The organism is Pantoea sp. EABMAA-21, from assembly GCF_030053335.1.
Taxonomy (GTDB): Bacteria; Pseudomonadota; Gammaproteobacteria; order Enterobacterales; family Enterobacteriaceae; genus Pantoea; species Pantoea communis.
This window is the reverse complement of sequence record NZ_JASGBX010000003.1, coordinates 215,994-233,777: the sequence shown is the minus strand read 5'-3', so window position 1 is coordinate 233,777 and position 17,784 is coordinate 215,994. Positions and strand designations below refer to the sequence as shown.

The window sequence follows — 17,784 nt, the reverse complement described above, 5'->3', positions numbered from 1 at the left end:
AGATGCGAACAGAGTAATCAGTCAGGATGGTGGCATGTCTGCACAACCGGTAGATATTCAGATTTTTGGTCGTTCATTGAGAGTAAATTGTCCTCCCGAACAGCAAGATGCGCTGAATCTGGCTGCTGAGGATCTCAATCAACGGTTGCAAGATTTAAAAGTTCGCACTAGAGTCACCAATACAGAGCAACTGGTGTTCATCGCCGCCTTAAATATCTGCCACGAGCTGGCACAGGAAAAAGGCAAGACGCGCGACTATGCAGCAAACATGGAACAACGTATCCGCATGCTGCAGCAGACCATTGAACAAGCATTAGTTGAGCAAGGTCGCATAACTGATCGCCAGGGCCCTAAATTCGAATAACACTTCATGGTACTCGTGTTAGAGTGACGGTGAAGTCAATTTTCTCTGAGATGTTTGCAAGCGGGCCAGTCCCCTGAGCCGATATTTCATACCAACAGAATGTGACGCTCCGTAACCTGTGAGCATGCTCGGTCCGTCCGAGAAGCCTGATGGTTGCGACGGCATATTCACCTTGAACCAAGGGTTCAAGGGTTACAGCCTGCGGCGGCATCTCGGAGATCTCCTCTTTCGTCCCCTTCGCCAGAGACTCATGTTTCAGCAAGGCGGCAAGCAAATGAATCCCAATCAGCTTAACAAATTGAGTGATTGGGGTGCATGAGCGCAGTTAACCCCCTGTACCTGAAGTATGACGCGAATCTCCCGCTTCGCATGATATAGTTGGCCAAATAGCCGACTCTGCCGGGGGGCATCATGACCGCACCTTCCCTACTTGATCGCCAGGACATTCGTCAGCATGTGCGCCATCTGCGTCGCAACCTTACGCCTGAACAGCAGGAACAAGCTGCCGATCTGCTCGCCGAGCACGCTATCAACTTTGCGCCTATCGCTAATGCTCAACGCATCGCGCTGTTTTTATCTGTCGATGGCGAAATCAACACCCGCCCGCTGATTGCCAAGCTGTGGCAGCAGAAAAAGCAGGTTTATTTGCCGGTACTGCATCCTTTCGCTCCCGGCCATCTGCTGTTCCTGCGTTATACACCTGAGACCTCACTGACCCCGAACAAATTGCGCATCCCGGAACCGCCGCTGGATATCACGCAGATGGCCACACTCGATCAGTTGGATGTGATGCTGGTGCCGTTAGTGGCATTTGACCACCAGGGTCAGCGATTGGGCATGGGGGGAGGTTTTTACGATCGCACCCTGCAGCACTGGCAGCAGCATGGCTTTTTACCGATGGGCATTGCGCACGATTGCCAGCGTGTTGAGGCATTGCCAGTCGCGGCATGGGATGTCCCCTTGCCTGCTATTTTGACGCCGTCAAAGCTGTGGCAATGGGATAGCGCCGAACGATAAAACAAAGGGCGCCAAACGATGTGGCGCCCTGAGCAATCAGCAAGATGAACGGGCACACTCGGTGCCCTGAATCATCAGTACAGCAGACGGGCGCGAATGGTGCCCGGAATCGCTTTCATCAGCTGCAGCGCTTTTTCCGCCACATCTTCTTCTGCATCGATATCGATAACCACATAACCCATCACCGGAGAAGTTTGCAGATACTGAGCGGCGATGTTGATGCCCTGCTCGGCAAAGATCTGGTTAATCGCGGTCAGCACGCCAGGACGGTTCTCATGGATGTGCAGCAAGCGGCTGGCGCTGGCAGCGTGCATCGGCAGAGACACTTCCGGGAAGTTAACCGCAGATAGCGTAGAACCGTTGTCAGAGTATTTCGCCAGCTTGCCCGAGACTTCCAGACCGATGTTCTCCTGCGCTTCCTGAGTAGAACCCCCGATATGTGGCGTCAGGATCACGTTATCAAACTCGCACAGCGGTGAGTTGAAGGGATCGCTGTTGGTCGCCGGCTCAACCGGGAAGACGTCGATGGCCGCACCGGACAGATGCTTGTTAGCCAGCGCATTGCACAGGGCTGGGATATCAATCACGGTGCCGCGTGCGGCGTTGATCAGCAGTGCACCCGGCTTCATCAGCGCCAGCTCTTCTGCCCCAATCATGTTCTGCGTTGAGGCGTTTTCTGGTACGTGCAGGCTGACCACGTCGCTCATGTTCAGCAGATCGGACAGGTGGCGAACCTGAGTCGCATTACCCAGCGGCAGTTTGGTTTCGATATCGTAGAAGAACACGTGCATGCCCAGGCCTTCTGCCAGTACGCCCAGCTGCATGCCGATATGGCCGTAACCAATGATGCCCAGCTTCTTACCACGCGCTTCGAACGAGCCGTTAGCCACTTTGTTCCAGATACCACGGTGTGCTTTGGCGTTCGCTTCAGGAATCCCGCGCAGCATCAGCAGCATTTCACCAATTACCAGCTCAGCCACCGAACGGGTGTTAGAGAATGGCGCATTGAAGACCGGCACACCGCGTTTTGCGGCCGCATTCAGGTCAACCTGGTTGGTACCGATGCAGAAGCAGCCTACCGCGACCAGCTTCTCAGCCGCCGCAAAGATCTCTTCAGTCAGTTGGGTACGGGAACGGATACCAATGAAGTGCGCATCGCGGATGGAGGACTTCAGCGACTCCGCATCCAGTGCCCCTTTGTGGAATTCGATGTTGGTGTAACCTGCAGCACGCAGATTATCCAGTGCACTCTGGTGAACGCCTTCCACCAGCAGGAACTTAATCTTGTCTTTTTCCAGTGATACCTTTGCCATTTCCCGACCCTATTCAGAATTCAACGAGGACTACCATAAGGTAGCCTTCTGCCAAAATATCAAAAATTTCGAGCGCGGCAATACAAACGATTGCCTGACCGCCAGCACGCGCCCACGTTGAGGCAGCACAAAGCCGTACAAAATCGTGGGATGCGAGTGCGCCGAAGTACGAACCTGCTGTTGATGAATCTTTTGTGACATAAGTCACCAAATTTCACCCCAGCAAGAAAAGATGTTTTGCAGATGGAAATAACCGGCGCAGCACTCGCGCCGGTGAATACGCTATCAGATCAATAAGTGATGGTTTTCACACCCTCTGCGGTGCCGATCAACGCCACATCAGCACCACGCGCAGCAAACAAGCCCACGGTAACCACGCCCGGCAGTGCATTGATGGTTTTTTCCAATGCAATCGGGTCGAGAATACGCAGATTATGCACGTCGAGAATAATGTTGCCGTTGTCGGTCACCACGTTCTGACGATACTCCGGCTGGCCCCCCAGCTTCACCAGTTCACGCGCGACAAATGCACGCGCCATCGGAATCACTTCAACCGGCAGCGGGAAGTTACCCAGGATATCCACCTCTTTGGAGGCATCCGCAATGCAGATGAACTTCTTCGCCACCGCTGCGACAATTTTCTCACGCGTCAGCGCTGCGCCGCCGCCTTTGATCATCTGCATCTGTGGATTGATTTCGTCGGCGCCATCAACGTACACCGACAGCTCATCCACATTATTCAAATCAAAAACCGGAATCCCCAGGGCTTTGAGTTTTTCCGTCGAGGCTTCCGAACTGGAGACCGCGCCTTCAATCTGATCTTTCATGGTGCCAAGCGCATCAATAAAATGCGCCGCTGTTGAACCGGTGCCAACGCCAACAATGGTGCCGGGTTGCACGTACTGCAGTGCTGCCCAACCAACCGCTTTTTTCAGTTCATCCTGGGTCATGGTATGTTTAAAACCTGTGCGACATCGAAGTGCGCGTAGTATAAAACAAGGCGTCGTGAAAATGCGCGGCTGTTAACGCATCGATTTAAGCCTTTGGAAGCCAGCCCGCAAAAAAGCGCCGCAGCACAATATGACAGTTTTGTGGCATAGTACTTTCCATCCTGAACGAGAGAGAACAACAATGAAACGCCCGGATTATCGAACGCTTCAGGCGCTGGATGCTGTGATTCGCGAGCGCGGTTTTGAGCGTGCGGCCCAAAAACTCTGCATCACGCAGTCTGCGGTGTCACAGCGCATTAAACAGCTGGAAAATTTATTTGGTCAGCCGCTGCTGGTGCGTACCGTGCCGCCGCGTCCGACCGAGCAAGGACAAAAACTGCTGGCACTGTTACATCAAGTCGAGTTGCTGGAAGAAGAGTGGCTGGGTGATGACAACGGCGGCACCACGCCATTGCTGCTGTCACTGGCGGTCAACGCCGACAGTCTGGCGACCTGGCTGCTGCCTGCGCTGAAAGATGTGCTGGCCGATTCACCAGTGCGCCTGAATCTGCAGGTCGAAGATGAAACCCGTACTCAGGAACGCCTGCGTCGTGGTGAAGTGGTTGGTGCTGTCAGTATTCAACCGCAGCCGCTGCCAAGCTGTCTGGTGGATCAATTGGGTGCACTGGATTATCTGTTCTGCGCCTCGCCGGATTTTGCTGCGCGCTACTTCCCGAATGGTGTCACGCGTTCGGCTTTGTTGAAAGCCCCTGCGGTGGCGTTTGACCATCTCGATGATATGCATCAGGCGTTTTTACAGCAGAACTTTGATCTGTCCCCGGGTAGCGTACCGTGCCACATTGTTAACTCGTCGGAAGCCTTCGTGCAGCTGGCGCGTCAGGGTTCGGTGTGCTGTATGATTCCGCACTTACAGATTGAGCGTGAACTGGCACAAGGGGATTTGGTGGATTTGACGCCGGGTCTTTATCAGCGTCGCATGCTTTACTGGCACCGCTTCGCGCCAGAGAGCCGCTTAATGCGCAGCGTGACGGATGCATTGATTGCACACGGTCATCGCGTATTGCGTCAGGATACGGCGACAGCCTAAGCCCAATTGCAGACGAGCATAGCGGCGCGATTTATAACGTAAATGAACAGCAGAATTGCTGCCGTTCAGCGTCATAAATCACGCCGCTATGATTCAACACATCAGATTACTGAGCCGTATTCGGCTTGATTTCGAACACCACATCGACCTGATCGTCAAAGTGAATGCTCTGCTGCTCATAGGTCTGCTGCGCGGTGGTATCCGCAGGTGCAGCAGCCGCTTTGTACATGCGCGCCATTGGCATTGGCTGATAGTTCGCCACGTGATAGCGGATGCTGTATACCGGGCCTAATTTCGCGTTAAAGCCTTCTGCCAGCGCACCGGCCTGCTGAGTGGCGTTAGCAATCGCCGCTTTGCGCGCCTGATCTTTATAGGCATCAGCATTCGCCACGCCCAGCTCTACTGAACGGATTTCATTCAGGCCGGATTTCAGCGCGCCGTCCAGCAACTCATTCAGTTTATCCAGCTGACGTAAGGTCACCTGCACCTGACGCACCGCACGATAACCTTTCAGTACGGACTTCCCTTCTTTGGTGTAGTCATACTCGGGTTGCGTGCTCAGGTTTGCCGCATCAATATCTTTCTTTTCGATACCGTTCTTTTGCAGGAAATCGAAATATTGCGCCACGCGGTCATCAGCTTGTTTTTTCGCATCTGCCGCATCTTTCGAAGAAACATTCACCACGATGGAGAGTGTCGCGATATCCGGACGGGCATCAACGCTTGCCTGACCTGAGGTCACAACATGCGGGCCATTCGGGACTTCACCCGCTTGTACCATCGCTGACATTACGCCCGTGCTCATAACGGCGGCCAGCGCCAGTGCTTTCAGTTTCACGAAAGTCCTCCTTGAAGGTTCAATTTACAGGTCGCCACTATGGCTAAACCTAAAACACATTACTATGCGTGATGGTCTGAGTTTGAAATCACCAAAAAGTTCGGATAACGGCGTTTTTAACGTATCCGCGATCGCAAAACTATGCTGACAGATTCGCGGAAAGTTCGCCTTGGTGTTTCTATTAAAGAAACAATTCTAGCCTCCGGGAGAGTTGTATTATGACAGAACAGCCCCTTAGCCACAGCGCCGTTGCCGTTCGCGCCGGACGTACCCGATTCCTGATGTTAGGCCTGGTGTTTATCAACATCATCATCAACTACATGGATCGCACCAATCTCTCCGTGGCCGCCACGCAAATGGCCGGCGAACTGCGCTTTACGCCGATGGAGATGGGGTTGATCTTCTCGGCATTTGGCTGGATCTATGCGGCGCTGCAGATCCCCGGAGGCTTTCTTATCGATCGTCTCGGCGCGCGACTGGTGTATGGCGTAGGACTGTTTGCCTGGTCATTGATCACCGCTCTGCATGCGCTCGCCAACAGCTTCGGTGCGCTCTTCGGACTACGTCTGGGCGTTGGTGCTTTTGAAGCGCCGGTGATGCCTTCGAATAACCGCGTAATATCCAGCTGGTTCCCGGAACAGGAGCGTGCCAGCGCCATCGGTATTTACTCCTCGGCCCAGTTCGTTGGACTCGCCTGCATGACGCCACTTCTGTTTCACGTGCAGGATGCCTTTGGCTGGCGCGGACTGTTTCTGATCACCGGTGTGGCCGGGATGATCTGGGCGCTGGTGTGGTATCTGCTTTACCGTGAGCCACATGAGCATAAAGGCGTGTCAGAAGCCGAATTAAACTACCTGCGCAGCAACGGTGCCTTACTCGAGAGCCGTCAGCACACGCTGCAGCCGAAGGCCCGCTGGGCCGATCTGGCACAAATGTTCCGCAGCCGCAAACTGGTGGGTATCTATATCGGCCAGTTCACCATCTCCGCCACCTTTTGGTTCTTCCTCACCTGGTTCCCGACCTATCTGGTGGAGTATCGCCATATGGGCTTCATTAAAAGCGGCTATGTGGCTTCCGTTCCCTACTTCGCCGCTTTCTGTGGCGTACTGCTGGCAGGTTTCGCTTCGGATCGCATGATACGCCGAGGCGTGTCGCCCAGCGTGGCGCGTAAATTGCCGGTGATCCTTGGCCTGTTCCTGACGCTGTTTATTCTTGGCGCCAATTACACCGACGACGCCACGCTCATCGTGCTGTTTATGTCGCTGGCGTTTTTTGGCAACGGCCTCGCGACCATCACCTGGGTGTTTGTCACTGCACTGGCGCCGCGCCATCTGATTGGCTTAGCGGGCGGCGTATTCAATTTCACCGGTGCGCTTTCCGCTATTGTGGTGCCGATTGCCATTGGCGCGTTGATCGATGGCGACAATTTCGCGCCAGCACTCGGCTTTATTGCCGTGCTGGCCGCGATAGGCATTTGCAGCTATCTGTTCGTGGTCGGGAAAATCGAGCATGTCAGCGCGCACTGATCAGCACTTTCGCCAGCGACTGCAACTGCGTCACCCGCTGCTGCAGATGCGCATCGTCTGCCTGCCAGATTTTGGCAAACGCCAGCGCGGCGCGGTTGTTATTGATTGGCTGCGCCATGCTGATTTCGCCGTCATTACGTTGCCAGATCAAGTGGTTTGCATCACGCTTGCGCGCCAGCAACGGCGCCATCTGCGCCCACTGTTCGTTGGTAAATCGTGGACGCAACTGCTCATCACTCTCTGTCGCCAGCAGCGACACACCAATCACCGACTGCCACGCCGGCAGCATGCGGAAACCGGCCAGCGCCTGGCTGGCACTGGTGCGCTCACCCGGTTCGGAGTGCCAGATGTAAATCACCTGGTCCTCCCACAACACGCCCAGCGCCACCACGATGTCGCGTGGCGCGTGTGCTTCCAGTTGCGGCAGCGCCTGGGCAAACAGCGAGGAGCCGCGAATCGCCTGCGCCGCCAGAGCATGAATCCCCGGGCCGGGCAAATAGCGGCGATGTTCGTCCTGAATCGTCAGGCCAATCGAGGCCATGGTCATCAGCAGGCGGTTAACGCGTGTGCTGTTCATGTCCATCTGTCGCGCCAGTTCACGGCAGCCCACGGCTTTATCGCTGGAAACCAAATACTGCAAGCAGCGAATCCCATCAATCAGGCTTTGGTTGGGTTGAGAAGACATAGTTCACCCTGTGGCGCTCAAAACACCAATCTTAGCTTCAGCATGACAGGAAGCAAATGATGCAGACTTTCTCTTCGCAAAATGCGCGCCACTTCCCAGAGCAAAAATTACAGGCCGATTTGTTGGTGGCGGGCGGTGGGCTCGCGGGCGTGTGTGCCGCACTGGCCGCCGCGCGTGACGGATTACAGGTGGTGTTGGTTCAGGATCGCCCGGTGCTGGGTGGCAACGCATCGAGTGAAGTGCGCTTGTGGGCCAACGGGGCGACATCGCATATGGGCAACAACAACCGCTGGGCGCGCGAAGGCGGCATCATGGGCGAGATCATGGAGGAAAACCTGTGGCGCAACCAAGAGGGCAATCCGGTGCTGTTCGATATGGTGCTACTGGATTTGGTGCAGTCGCAGCCCGGATTAACCCTGTTGCTCAATACCGTGGTCACCGATATCGAGAAATCAGACCGTCATTTGCAATCGGTGCAGGCCTTCAACGCCATCAATCAGACCCGCTATCACGTTAAGGCCAGCCAGTTTATTGATGCCAGCGGCGATGGCGTGCTGGGATATCTGGCGGGCGCAGCGCATCGCGTGGGTGCGGAAACCGTTGAAGAGTTTGGCGAAAAGATGGCGCCAGGCGAACATTTTGGCCACAAACTCGGCCACTCAATCTACTTCTACACCAAACGTACTTCGCAGCCGGTTCGCTTTGTCCCGCCCTCTTTTGCGCTTAAAGAGATTACCGCCATTCCGCGTTACAAACGCCTGACCTCCGATCTTAACGGCTGTGATTTGTGGTGGCTGGAATGGGGCGGACGGCTCGATACGGTGCACGAAAGCGAAACCATCAAATGGGAGCTGTGGAAAATCGTCTGGGGCGTTTGGGATTACATTAAAAACTCCGGCGAGTTCCCGGATGCCGATAACCTGACCATTGAGTGGGTAGGATTAATTCCCGGCAAACGCGAGAGTCGTCGCTTCCTTGGCGACACCCGGCTCTGCCAGCAGGACATCATCGAACAGCGCGATCACTACGACGCCGTCGCCTACGGCGGCTGGTCGATTGACCTGCATCCGGCCGATGGCGTCTACAGCGAACACGATGGCTGTCGCCAGTTTCACAGCAAAGGCACCTATACCATCCCGTTCCGTGCGCTTTACAGCCAGTCGCTGGATAATCTGCTGCTCACAGGTCGTTTGATTTCAGCCACTCATGTGGCCTTTGGCAGTGCGCGCGTGATGTGCACCTGCGGCGTACTGGGTGAAGTGGTGGGACGTGCGGCGGCGATCTGTCAGCAGCAGCAACTCACGCCAGCACAGTTAGCCCAGCCTGCTCACGCAACGCAGCTGCAGCAACGCCTGCTGCGCGAAGGGGCATACATCCCACGCCAGCAGCTTGCGAACCCGGTCAGCGATGCGCAGATCGAGGTCAGCAGCACCCTGCAACTCAGCGCCCTGCCCGCCGATGGCGGTTGGCAGTCGTTGCAATCGCGCTGTGCGTTGCTGCTGCCACTGAAAGCCGGTGAGCGCTTACCGGCAATATCCGTGCAGCTTCGTGCCAAACAGACGCAGAAACTGCAGGTTTCGCTGCTCAGCAGTGACAATCCGGCCAACACCTGCGGCGATCAGCATATCGCCAGCCAGACAATCACGGTTAACGACCAGGGCAGCTACCGCCTGAGTTTTGATTACCGGGCGGATGTCGATCGCTATTTGTTTATCGCCTTCGAAGAGCAGCCAGCGATTGAAGTAGCCCTCACCCGCCAGCGTTTGCCTGGCGTGATGATGGTGTTCAACAGCCTCAATCCGCGCGTCGCCAAACGCACAAGGCAGATTAACGATGGCGATTACGGCGTGGATGAGTTTGATTTCTGGCTGCCGCGCCGTGCGCCACATCAGGTGCTGCTGGCGTTCGCGCTGGAGACGCCGCTAAAACTCTGGCATCGCGATTATTTACTCAACGGCAAATTGCGTCCGGAACAGCACACCAACTGTTGGGTGCCAGCACTGGATGATGCTCAGCCGACGGTCACCTGGCGATGGGAACTACAGCAACACGCACGCCAAATCACCCTGCTGTTTGATAACGACTTCGACCATGCGATGGAGACGGTGCAGATGGGTCATGCACAGGCAGTGACGCCGCACTGCACCACACATTACCGGTTATGGCTGGATGAGATGTTACTGGTGGAAGTGAAGGACAATCATCACTCGCTATGCCATCACGTCGTGCCGCAGGATGTCAGTTTCCGGCAGATACGCTTAGAGCTGATCGCCAGTGCGGGCGCGCTACCCGCACTGTACGGTTTACATCTGCATCAGAACGCGGCAATGCCCTGACGCGCTAACTGGATGGCGATAAACCACATCACGCCGCCCACCAGCAGATTGATGATGCGCTGAGCACGCACGGTGCGCAGTCGTGGCGACAGCCACGCTGCCAACAATGCCAAACCAAAAAACCAGATAATCGATGCGCTCACCGTGCCCAACGCGAACCACTGGCGTGCGGCGGTAGAAGGCAGCTGACTGCCCAGGCTACCGAGCACCACGAAAGTATCGAGGTAGACATGCGGATTGAGCCACGTCACCGCCACGATGGTAGCAATAATGCGCCAGCGGCCTTGCTTCATCACTGCATCATCGGCCAGCGTCACATCGCCCTGCCACGCGCTGCGCAGTGCGCCCCAGCCATACCACAGCAGAAACGCCACGCCGGCCCAGGTAATTAGCATCAGCATAATGGGGGATTGATTTAGCAGCGCACTGCCGCCGAAGATGCCGCCGCAAATCAGCACGATATCGCTCAGGGTGCACAATCCTGCAGTCATCAAATGGTAGTGGCGTTTAATGCCCTGGTTCATCACGAATGCGTTTTGCGGGCCCAATGGCAGAATGAGTGCAGCCCCAAGAGCAAGCCCTTGTAAATAAACAGATAACACGTTGATAGTCCTGAATAACGAGGTAATGCGATGCAGTATAGTGACGCGAGGATATTAGTGGAAATTGAAAGATTTAATCAGGCATTAGAGAAAATAATAAGGTCGCCATAAATGACGACCTTTAAACGATGTTGTGCAGTTTACCGTTCAAAACACAAGGCTACTGAGTGATTACTCGGCTTGTGCAGCTTGCTGCTCACTTTTAACCTGGTGCAGATGCACATCCATCTGCGGATACGGAATGCCAATACCCTTCGCGTCCAGTGCACGTTTGAAGTTCTTCAGCAGATCCCAGTACACGTTTTGCAGGTCACCGCTTTTGCTCCAGCAGCGCACCACAAAGTTCAGTGAAGAGGCGGCCAGTTCGTTCAGTCCGATCTGAATCCCCATCTCTTTCAGCACACGCTCATCGGCTTCGACGACTTCACGTAATAGCTCGATCACCTTATCAACGTCCGCATCATAGGCCACGCCGATAATAAACTCGTTACGACGAATCGGCTCACGCGAGAAGTTAACGATGTTGGCGGCGATGATTTTACCGTTCGGGATCACCACGATTTTGCCATCCACGGTTTTCAGCGTGGTAGAGAAAATCTGCACGTTTTGCACTGTACCCATCACGCCCAAATCAACGAACTCACCGGTTTTGAACGGACGGAAGGTCACCAGCAGCACGCCCGCTGCAAGGTTGGACAGAGAACCTTGCAGTGCCAGACCCACGGCCAAGCCCGCGGCACCCAGTACGGCGATCACCGAGGCGGTTTGCACGCCCACGCGACCCAGCGCCGCAATTAAGGTGAAAGCGATAATGCCGTAGCGCACCAGGGCAGAGAGGAAGTCTGCAACGGTAGCGTCGATATGACGCGCCTGCAGCACGCGATTAATCGTATTTGAAACGATACGCGCAATGAACATACCAATAATGATGGTGATGATCGCCGCAACGATATTCACCGCATAGCTCAGAATCAGTGCCTGATTACGTACCAGCCAGCCGCCGGCACTATTAATGCCATCGACGACATTTAAGTCTTCCATTTGTTAGCCCTGTTGTTGAGTTTCCCGCAGGAAAATGCAAAAACGGCCAGATCAGCTCCGGCACTCCCGTGTACAAGGGTAAACAAAAATGGCATGAAGCGCCAAAGATGGGCTGAATTTACTCATTATTCCGAATCGAATGCATAAAAAAAGGCCCTTTCGGGCCTTTTTTGTACTGTAAGGAAAAATTACAGCACGTCGACAGCGTTCAGTTCTTTGAAAGCCTGCTCTAAACGCACAACCATTGAAGCCTGTGCAGAGCGCAGCCATACGCGTGGGTCGTAATATTTCTTGTTCGGGCTATCCACGCCATTTGGGTTACCCAGCTGGCCTTGCAGATAGTCTTCGTTCTTTTTGTAGTACTGCAGGATGCCGTCCCAGGTCGCCCATTGGGTATCGGTATCGATGTTCATCTTGATTACGCCGTAACCAATTGACTCTTCGATTTCTGCAGCAGAAGAACCTGAACCACCGTGGAATACGAAATCCAGCGCGTTGTGCGGCAGATTGTGTTTCTTGGTCACGTATTCCTGAGAATCACGCAGGATGGTTGGAGTCAGTTTCACGTTGCCTGGCTTGTACACGCCGTGCACGTTACCGAATGAAGCGGCGATGGTGAAACGCGGGCTGATTTTGCTCAGCTCGGTGTAAGCGTAATCAACGTCTTCTGGCTGGGTGTACAGGGCAGAAGCGTCCATGTGGCTGTTGTCCACGCCGTCTTCTTCGCCACCGGTGCAACCCAGTTCGATTTCCAGAGTCATGTCGATTTTCGCCATGCGCGCCAGATATTTAGAAGAAATCTCGATGTTCTCTTCCAGTGATTCTTCTGACAGGTCAATCATGTGAGAAGAGAACAGTGGCTTACCGGTTTTCTTGAAGTGCTCTTCACCGGCATCCAGCAGACCGTCGATCCATGGCAGCAGTTTCTTAGCACAGTGGTCGGTGTGCAGAATGACTGGCACGCCGTACTGTTCAGCCATCAGATGCACATGGTGCGCACCGGCGATAGCGCCGAAGATTGCTGCGCCCTGTGGCTTGTCGGTTTTGAAACCTTTACCGGCGATGAAGGCAGCACCACCATTGGAGAACTGAACGATGACCGGCGCTTTAACTTTGGCCGCAGCTTCCAGTACCGCGTTGATGGAGTCCGTGCCGACGCAGTTAACTGCAGGCAGAGCGAATTTGTTTTCTTTCGCTACTTGGAAAACTTTCTGAACGTCATCACCAGTGACAACGCCGGGTTTTACGAAATCAAAAATTTTAGACATGGTTGTGTCCTGTTTCGTTACCGTTCATCCCACAAAGGGACGTCGATTTTTTGCCCAGGATGGGCAAGCCTTCAGACGGCGCCGAAGCGCCGCCCCCAAAAATTACTGCTTAGCGCGCTCTTCCAGCATCGCTACCGCTGGCAGTTTTTTGCCTTCCACGAACTCGAGGAATGCGCCACCGCCGGTAGAGATGTAGGAGATCTTGTCTTCGATACCGAACAGATCAATCGCTGCCAGGGTATCGCCGCCGCCCGCTACAGAGAACGCGTCGCTGTCTGCAATCGCGTTCGCCACGATTTCGGTGCCTTTGCGGAAGTTCGGGAATTCGAACACGCCAACCGGACCGTTCCACAGGATGGTTTTTGCCTCTTTCAGCAGTTTTGCCATCGCCTGTGCGGTTTCGTCACCGAAGTCCATAATCTCTTCGTTATCCGCCACTTCGGAAACCTTTTTCACGGTTGCCGGGGCAGTTTCAGAGAATTCCGTTCCGACGCGTGAGTCGGTTGGAACCGGAATACCGTGCTCGTCACGCAGCTTTTTCGCCGCTTCAACGAAGTCTGGTTCGTACAGTGATTTACCGACGTTGTTGTCGATAGCCACGAAGGTGTTAGCGATACCGCCACCAACGATCACGGTGTCAGCGATTTTCACCAGAGACTGCAGCACGTCGAATTTGGTCGATACTTTAGAACCACCAACAACCGCCACCAGCGGACGCTGTGGGTTGCTCATGACTTTACCCAGCGCTTCCAGCTCAGCAGAGAGCAGCGGGCCAGCACAAGCGATAGGGGCGAACTTGCCCACACCGTGGGTTGAAGCCTGCGCACGGTGCGCAGTACCGAAGGCATCCATCACGAACACGTCGCACAGGGCGGCATATTTCTTCGACAGCGTCTCTTCGTCTTTCTTCTCGCCTTTGTTAAAGCGCACGTTTTCCAGCACCACCAGTTCACCCGCGCCGACTTCAACGCCGTCGAGGTAGTCTTTCGCCAGGGTCACGTTAGTGCCGTTCAGTTTGTCTTTCAGGTAGTTAACAACCGGCAGGAGCGAGAACTCTTCGTTGTATTCACCTTCGGTCGGACGACCCAGGTGAGAGGTAACCATCACTTTCGCGCCCTGTTTCAACGCCGCTTCGATGGTAGGCAGAGAAGCACGGATACGTGCATCTGACGTCACTTTCCCTTCTTTCACTGGCACGTTGAGATCGGCACGGATCAGAACGCGTTTACCAGCAAGATCCAGATCGGTCATCTTAATTACAGACATGGTGAACCCTCTCGTTGATTCTCATAAGTTTTGCCAGACGCAGTCCGCGTCTTACCTGAAACCGCTTGCGGCCATTGCTAACGTGGTGTCGATCATGCGGTTAGCAAAGCCCCATTCGTTGTCACACCAAACCAAGGTCTTGATCAGGTGATGACCACTGACCCGCGTTTGCGTGCCATCGACTATGGCACTGTGCGGATCATGGTTAAAATCTACTGAGACTAACGGTAATTCCGTATAGTCAACTATACCACGAAACGCCCCTTCTGACGCATTTTGCAGCAACGCATTGACCTCACACGCCTTCACGGCTTCGCGTACCGAAACGCTCAAATCAATGGCTGTCACGTTGATCGTGGGCACGCGCACAGCGATGGCTTCAAAGCGATCGTTAAATTTCGGAAAAATACGGGTAATGCCAGCAGCAAGACGCGTATCCACCGGAATGATCGATTGGCTGGCGGCACGGGTACGACGCAGATCGCTGTGATAGGCGTCAATCACCTGCTGGTCGTGCATCGCCGAGTGAATCGTGGTCACGGTGCCCGATTCAATACCGAAGGCGTCATCCAGCAACTTGATCACCGGAATAATACAGTTGGTGGTGCAAGATGCGTTGGAGACAATGCGGTCAGTTTGTTTAAGAGCCTGTTCGTTTACGCCGAACACGACGGTGGCATCTAAATCGTTACCGCCCGGATGCGAGAACAACACCTTCTTCGCGCCTGCTTGCAGATGCGCTTCGCCATCTGCGCGGCTGCCGTACACGCCGGTGCAATCCAATACGATATCGACGTTCAGTTCCTGCCATGGCAGTGCATCGATATCGGCCAGGTGCAGAATGCGGATGGTGTCGTCGCCCACGAACAGTTGATCGCGCTCCTGGCGCACATCCCAGGCAAAGCGGCCATGGCTGGTGTCATACTTCAGCAAATGCGCCATGCCGGTGGCTTCAGCCAGTTCGTTGATCGCCACCACGGTAATTTCAGCGCGGCGGCCGGTTTCATACAACGCACGCAGCACATTGCGTCCGATACGACCAAAACCATTAATTGCTATGCGAACGGTCATCTCACTTCCTGCAACAACAGCCAAAAAAACGTGCCAAATACCTTGAGCGTTTCGCTGCGTTTTGTACAGGGAATTATTGCCCGCTTAACGTTGCAAAATGATGCCGCTCAATTGCAACTGAAACGGTTCAGCTAGAATAAAGCATGCGCGGAATAACAGGAATGATTGCGATCAATTGCGCTGCTGATTATTGGATCTACGTCACATATTTCGCATGTAAAAATTATTACTGCAGGAATAATTGAAGCGTTTCAGGTTAAAAACGGAAGCAGAAATGAAAAAAGGTGCGCATAAAGCGCACCTTAGTTGGCGATCATCTAACCTGTCGGGTCGCCCTTACGGCGACCGCTGATTACAGAATAGATTTCGCGGTGTTCACCACGTTATCAACGGTGAAGCCGAACTCTTTGAACAGCAGCTCTGCCGGAGCAGACTCACCGAAGGTGGTCATGCCGACGATAGCGCCATTCAGACCGGTGTATTTGAACCAGTAATCGGCGATACCCGCTTCGATTGCCACACGTGCAGCAACGGCTTTCGGCAGTACAGACTCACGGTAAGCCGCGTCCTGCTTGTCGAAGGCATCGGTTGAAGGCATAGAGACAACGCGCACTTTGCGGCCTTCGCTGGTCAGCTTGTCATAAGCGGCAACGGCCAGTTCCACTTCTGAACCGGTAGCGATCAGAATCAGCTCTGGCGTACCTTCGCTGTCTTTCAGCACATAACCACCGCGTGCCACGTTTGCCAGCTGCTCAGCGGTACGATCCTGCTGCGCCAGGTTCTGACGAGAGAAGATCAGGGCTGATGGGCCGTCTACGCGCTCGATAGCGTATTTCCAGGCAACCGCAGACTCAACCTGGTCACATGGACGCCACAGGCTCATGTTTGGTGTTACGCGCAGGCTGGCCATCTGCTCAACCGGCTGGTGCGTTGGACCATCTTCACCCAGACCGATTGAGTCATGGGTATAAACCATAATCTGACGAATCTTCATCAGTGCAGCCATACGTGCCGCGTTACGCGCGTATTCTACGAACATCAGGAAGGTTGCGGTGTACGGCAGGAAACCACCGTGCAGCGCGATACCGTTGGCGATCGCGGTCATACCGAATTCGCGCACACCGTAATGGATGTAGTTACCGGCTGCATCTTCGTTGATTGGCTTAGAACCAGACCACATAGTCAGGTTGCTTGGCGCCAGGTCAGCCGATCCACCCATGTATTCCGGCAGGATCTTACCGAAGGCTTCAATCGCGTTCTGGGAAGCTTTACGGCTGGCGATTTTAGCTGGGTTAGCCTGCAGCTGTTCAATGAACTTCTGCGACTCAGTTTCCCAGTTAGCTGGCAGCTCGTTGTTGGTACGACGCGTGAACTCAGCAGCCAGTTCAGGATGAGCAGCAGCATAAGCAGCAAACTTCTGATCCCATGCGGACTCTTTCGCCTGACCAGCTTCTTTCGCATCCCACTGCGCGTAGATGTCTGAAGGAATTTCAAACGGCGCGTGGTTCCAGCCCAGTTGCTTACGGGTCAGTGCGATTTCGTCGTCGCCCAGCGGTGCGCCGTGTGAGTCGTGGGTACCGGCTTTGTTCGGAGAACCGAAACCGATGATGGTTTTGCACATCAGCAGTGAAGGTTTGTCTGAAACCGCTTTGGCTTCTTCTACTGCTTTCTTGATGGCGTCAGCATCGTGACCGTCTACGCCACGCACTACGTGCCAGCCGTAAGCTTCGAAGCGAGCGGCGGTATCGTCAGTGAACCAGCCATCAACGTGACCATCGATTGAGATGCCGTTGTCATCATAGAAGGCAACCAGCTTACCCAGTTTCAGGGTACCGGCGATGGAGCATACTTCGTGTGAGATGCCTTCCATCATGCAGCCGTCGCCCATGAACACGTAAGTGTTGTGGTCTACGATGTCATGGCCTGGACGGTTGAACTGTGCGGCTAAAGTGCGCTCAGCGATGGCAAAGCCCACTGCGTTAGCGATACCCTGGCCCAGTGGACCGGTGGTGGTTTCAACGCCAGCGGTGTAGCCGTATTCTGGGTGGCCTGGAGTTTTAGAGTGCAGCTGACGGAAGTTCTGCAGCTCGCTCATCGGCAGGTCATAACCGGTGAGGTGCAGCAGGCTATAAATCAGCATGGAGCCATGACCGTTAGACAGCACGAAGCGGTCACGATCTGCCCACAGCGGGTTAGTCGGATTGTGGTTCAGGAAGTCACGCCACAGCACTTCGGCGATGTCCGCCATGCCCATAGGGGCACCAGGATGTCCCGATTTGGCTTTTTGTACTGCATCCATACTTAACGCGCGAATGGCGTTGGCAAGCTCTTTACGAGAGGGCATCTTCTACTCCAGGTCGGATTAATGCTCCGCCGCGCTTAACGTATTGTAATTAATCAGTTATCAGGCGAAGCGAGAA

The 17,784-nt window shown here is 54.5% G+C and carries 16 protein-coding genes and 1 other RNA gene; 6 read left to right on the top strand and 11 right to left on the bottom strand.

Annotation, left to right across the window (positions count from 1 at the left end):
* Positions 1-34 precede the first annotated feature (34 nt).
* The 3 genes from zapA (at position 35) to QMZ65_RS06475 (ending at position 1,381) form a co-directional block, all read left to right on the top strand.
* The gene (zapA, locus tag QMZ65_RS06485; RefSeq protein ID WP_034823204.1) at positions 35-364 is read left to right on the top strand and encodes a cell division protein ZapA; all 330 of its coding nucleotides are present in this window, start codon (positions 35-37) and stop codon (positions 362-364) included.
* 39 nt (positions 365-403) lie between these two features.
* Positions 404-587: non-coding RNA, 6S RNA (gene ssrS, locus QMZ65_RS06480), on the top strand.
* Positions 588-775: 188 nt separating this feature from the next.
* Positions 776-1,381, top strand: coding sequence for a 5-formyltetrahydrofolate cyclo-ligase (locus QMZ65_RS06475; protein WP_097118032.1), 606 nt, complete (start codon positions 776-778; stop codon positions 1,379-1,381).
* Positions 1,382-1,455: 74 nt separating this feature from the next.
* On the opposite strand, the gene serA is transcribed toward QMZ65_RS06475, so the two are convergent.
* The 3 genes from serA to rpiA all read right to left on the bottom strand — a co-directional run bounded on the left by serA (position 1,456) and on the right by rpiA (position 3,644).
* Positions 1,456-2,694, bottom strand: a complete 1,239-nt coding sequence (gene serA / locus QMZ65_RS06470; protein ID WP_034823209.1) for a phosphoglycerate dehydrogenase — start codon at positions 2,692-2,694, stop codon at positions 1,456-1,458.
* A 13-nt stretch (positions 2,695-2,707) separates the two neighbouring features.
* Positions 2,708-2,902: a hypothetical protein gene (locus QMZ65_RS06465; RefSeq protein ID WP_155287966.1), complete on the bottom strand. Its 195-nt coding sequence runs from the start codon at positions 2,900-2,902 to the stop codon at positions 2,708-2,710.
* Between the two features lie 82 nt (positions 2,903-2,984).
* Positions 2,985-3,644 carry a ribose-5-phosphate isomerase RpiA gene (gene rpiA, locus QMZ65_RS06460; protein WP_058961895.1) on the bottom strand — a complete coding sequence of 220 codons (660 nt, stop codon included), beginning with the start codon at positions 3,642-3,644 and terminating at the stop codon, positions 2,985-2,987.
* 181 nt (positions 3,645-3,825) lie between these two features.
* Here rpiA and QMZ65_RS06455 point away from each other — a divergent pair, with 181 nt between their 5' ends.
* Positions 3,826-4,731: a LysR family transcriptional regulator ArgP gene (locus QMZ65_RS06455; protein ID WP_034823211.1), complete on the top strand. Its 906-nt coding sequence runs from the start codon at positions 3,826-3,828 to the stop codon at positions 4,729-4,731.
* Between the two features lie 106 nt (positions 4,732-4,837).
* On the opposite strand, the gene QMZ65_RS06450 is transcribed toward QMZ65_RS06455, so the two are convergent.
* A complete protein-coding gene (locus tag QMZ65_RS06450) occupies positions 4,838-5,569 on the bottom strand; it encodes an oxidative stress defense protein (RefSeq protein ID WP_045814671.1) in 732 nt (243 codons plus the stop codon).
* A 218-nt stretch (positions 5,570-5,787) separates the two neighbouring features.
* On the opposite strand from QMZ65_RS06450, the gene QMZ65_RS06445 reads away from it, so the two are divergent.
* Positions 5,788-7,095, top strand: coding sequence for an MFS transporter (locus QMZ65_RS06445; RefSeq protein ID WP_097118034.1), 1,308 nt, complete (start codon positions 5,788-5,790; stop codon positions 7,093-7,095).
* Here QMZ65_RS06445 and QMZ65_RS06440 read toward each other — a convergent pair.
* Positions 7,082-7,780: an IclR family transcriptional regulator gene (locus tag QMZ65_RS06440; protein ID WP_283215627.1), complete on the bottom strand. Its 699-nt coding sequence runs from the start codon at positions 7,778-7,780 to the stop codon at positions 7,082-7,084. The genes QMZ65_RS06445 and QMZ65_RS06440 overlap by 14 nt on opposite strands.
* Positions 7,781-7,839: 59 nt before the next feature.
* Between QMZ65_RS06440 and QMZ65_RS06435 the strand changes: the two genes are divergently transcribed.
* Positions 7,840-10,116: an FAD-dependent oxidoreductase gene (locus QMZ65_RS06435; protein ID WP_502921523.1), complete on the top strand. Its 2,277-nt coding sequence runs from the start codon at positions 7,840-7,842 to the stop codon at positions 10,114-10,116.
* Here QMZ65_RS06435 and argO read toward each other — a convergent pair.
* From argO to tkt, 6 genes are all read right to left on the bottom strand, one after another.
* On the bottom strand, positions 10,095-10,718 hold the full coding sequence (gene argO, locus QMZ65_RS06430; RefSeq protein WP_160833069.1) for an arginine exporter ArgO: 624 nt from the start codon (positions 10,716-10,718) through the stop codon (positions 10,095-10,097). The two genes, QMZ65_RS06435 and argO, sit on opposite strands and share 22 nt — an antisense overlap.
* Positions 10,719-10,889: 171 nt before the next feature.
* Complete coding sequence (gene mscS / locus QMZ65_RS06425; RefSeq protein ID WP_283215625.1) at positions 10,890-11,759, bottom strand: small-conductance mechanosensitive channel MscS; 870 nt, start codon at positions 11,757-11,759, stop codon at positions 10,890-10,892.
* A gap of 188 nt (positions 11,760-11,947) precedes the next feature.
* Positions 11,948-13,027: a class II fructose-bisphosphate aldolase gene (fbaA, locus tag QMZ65_RS06420; protein WP_034823221.1), complete on the bottom strand. Its 1,080-nt coding sequence runs from the start codon at positions 13,025-13,027 to the stop codon at positions 11,948-11,950.
* Positions 13,028-13,129: 102 nt separating this feature from the next.
* Positions 13,130-14,293: a phosphoglycerate kinase gene (gene pgk, locus QMZ65_RS06415; protein ID WP_097118039.1), complete on the bottom strand. Its 1,164-nt coding sequence runs from the start codon at positions 14,291-14,293 to the stop codon at positions 13,130-13,132.
* 51 nt (positions 14,294-14,344) lie between these two features.
* Entirely contained in the window at positions 14,345-15,364 is a 1,020-nt protein-coding gene (epd, locus tag QMZ65_RS06410; RefSeq protein WP_034823224.1) for an erythrose-4-phosphate dehydrogenase, read from the bottom strand.
* Positions 15,365-15,716: 352 nt separating this feature from the next.
* A complete protein-coding gene (gene tkt, locus QMZ65_RS06405) occupies positions 15,717-17,708 on the bottom strand; it encodes a transketolase (protein WP_283215624.1) in 1,992 nt (663 codons plus the stop codon).
* Between the last annotated feature and the right edge of the window lie 76 nt (positions 17,709-17,784).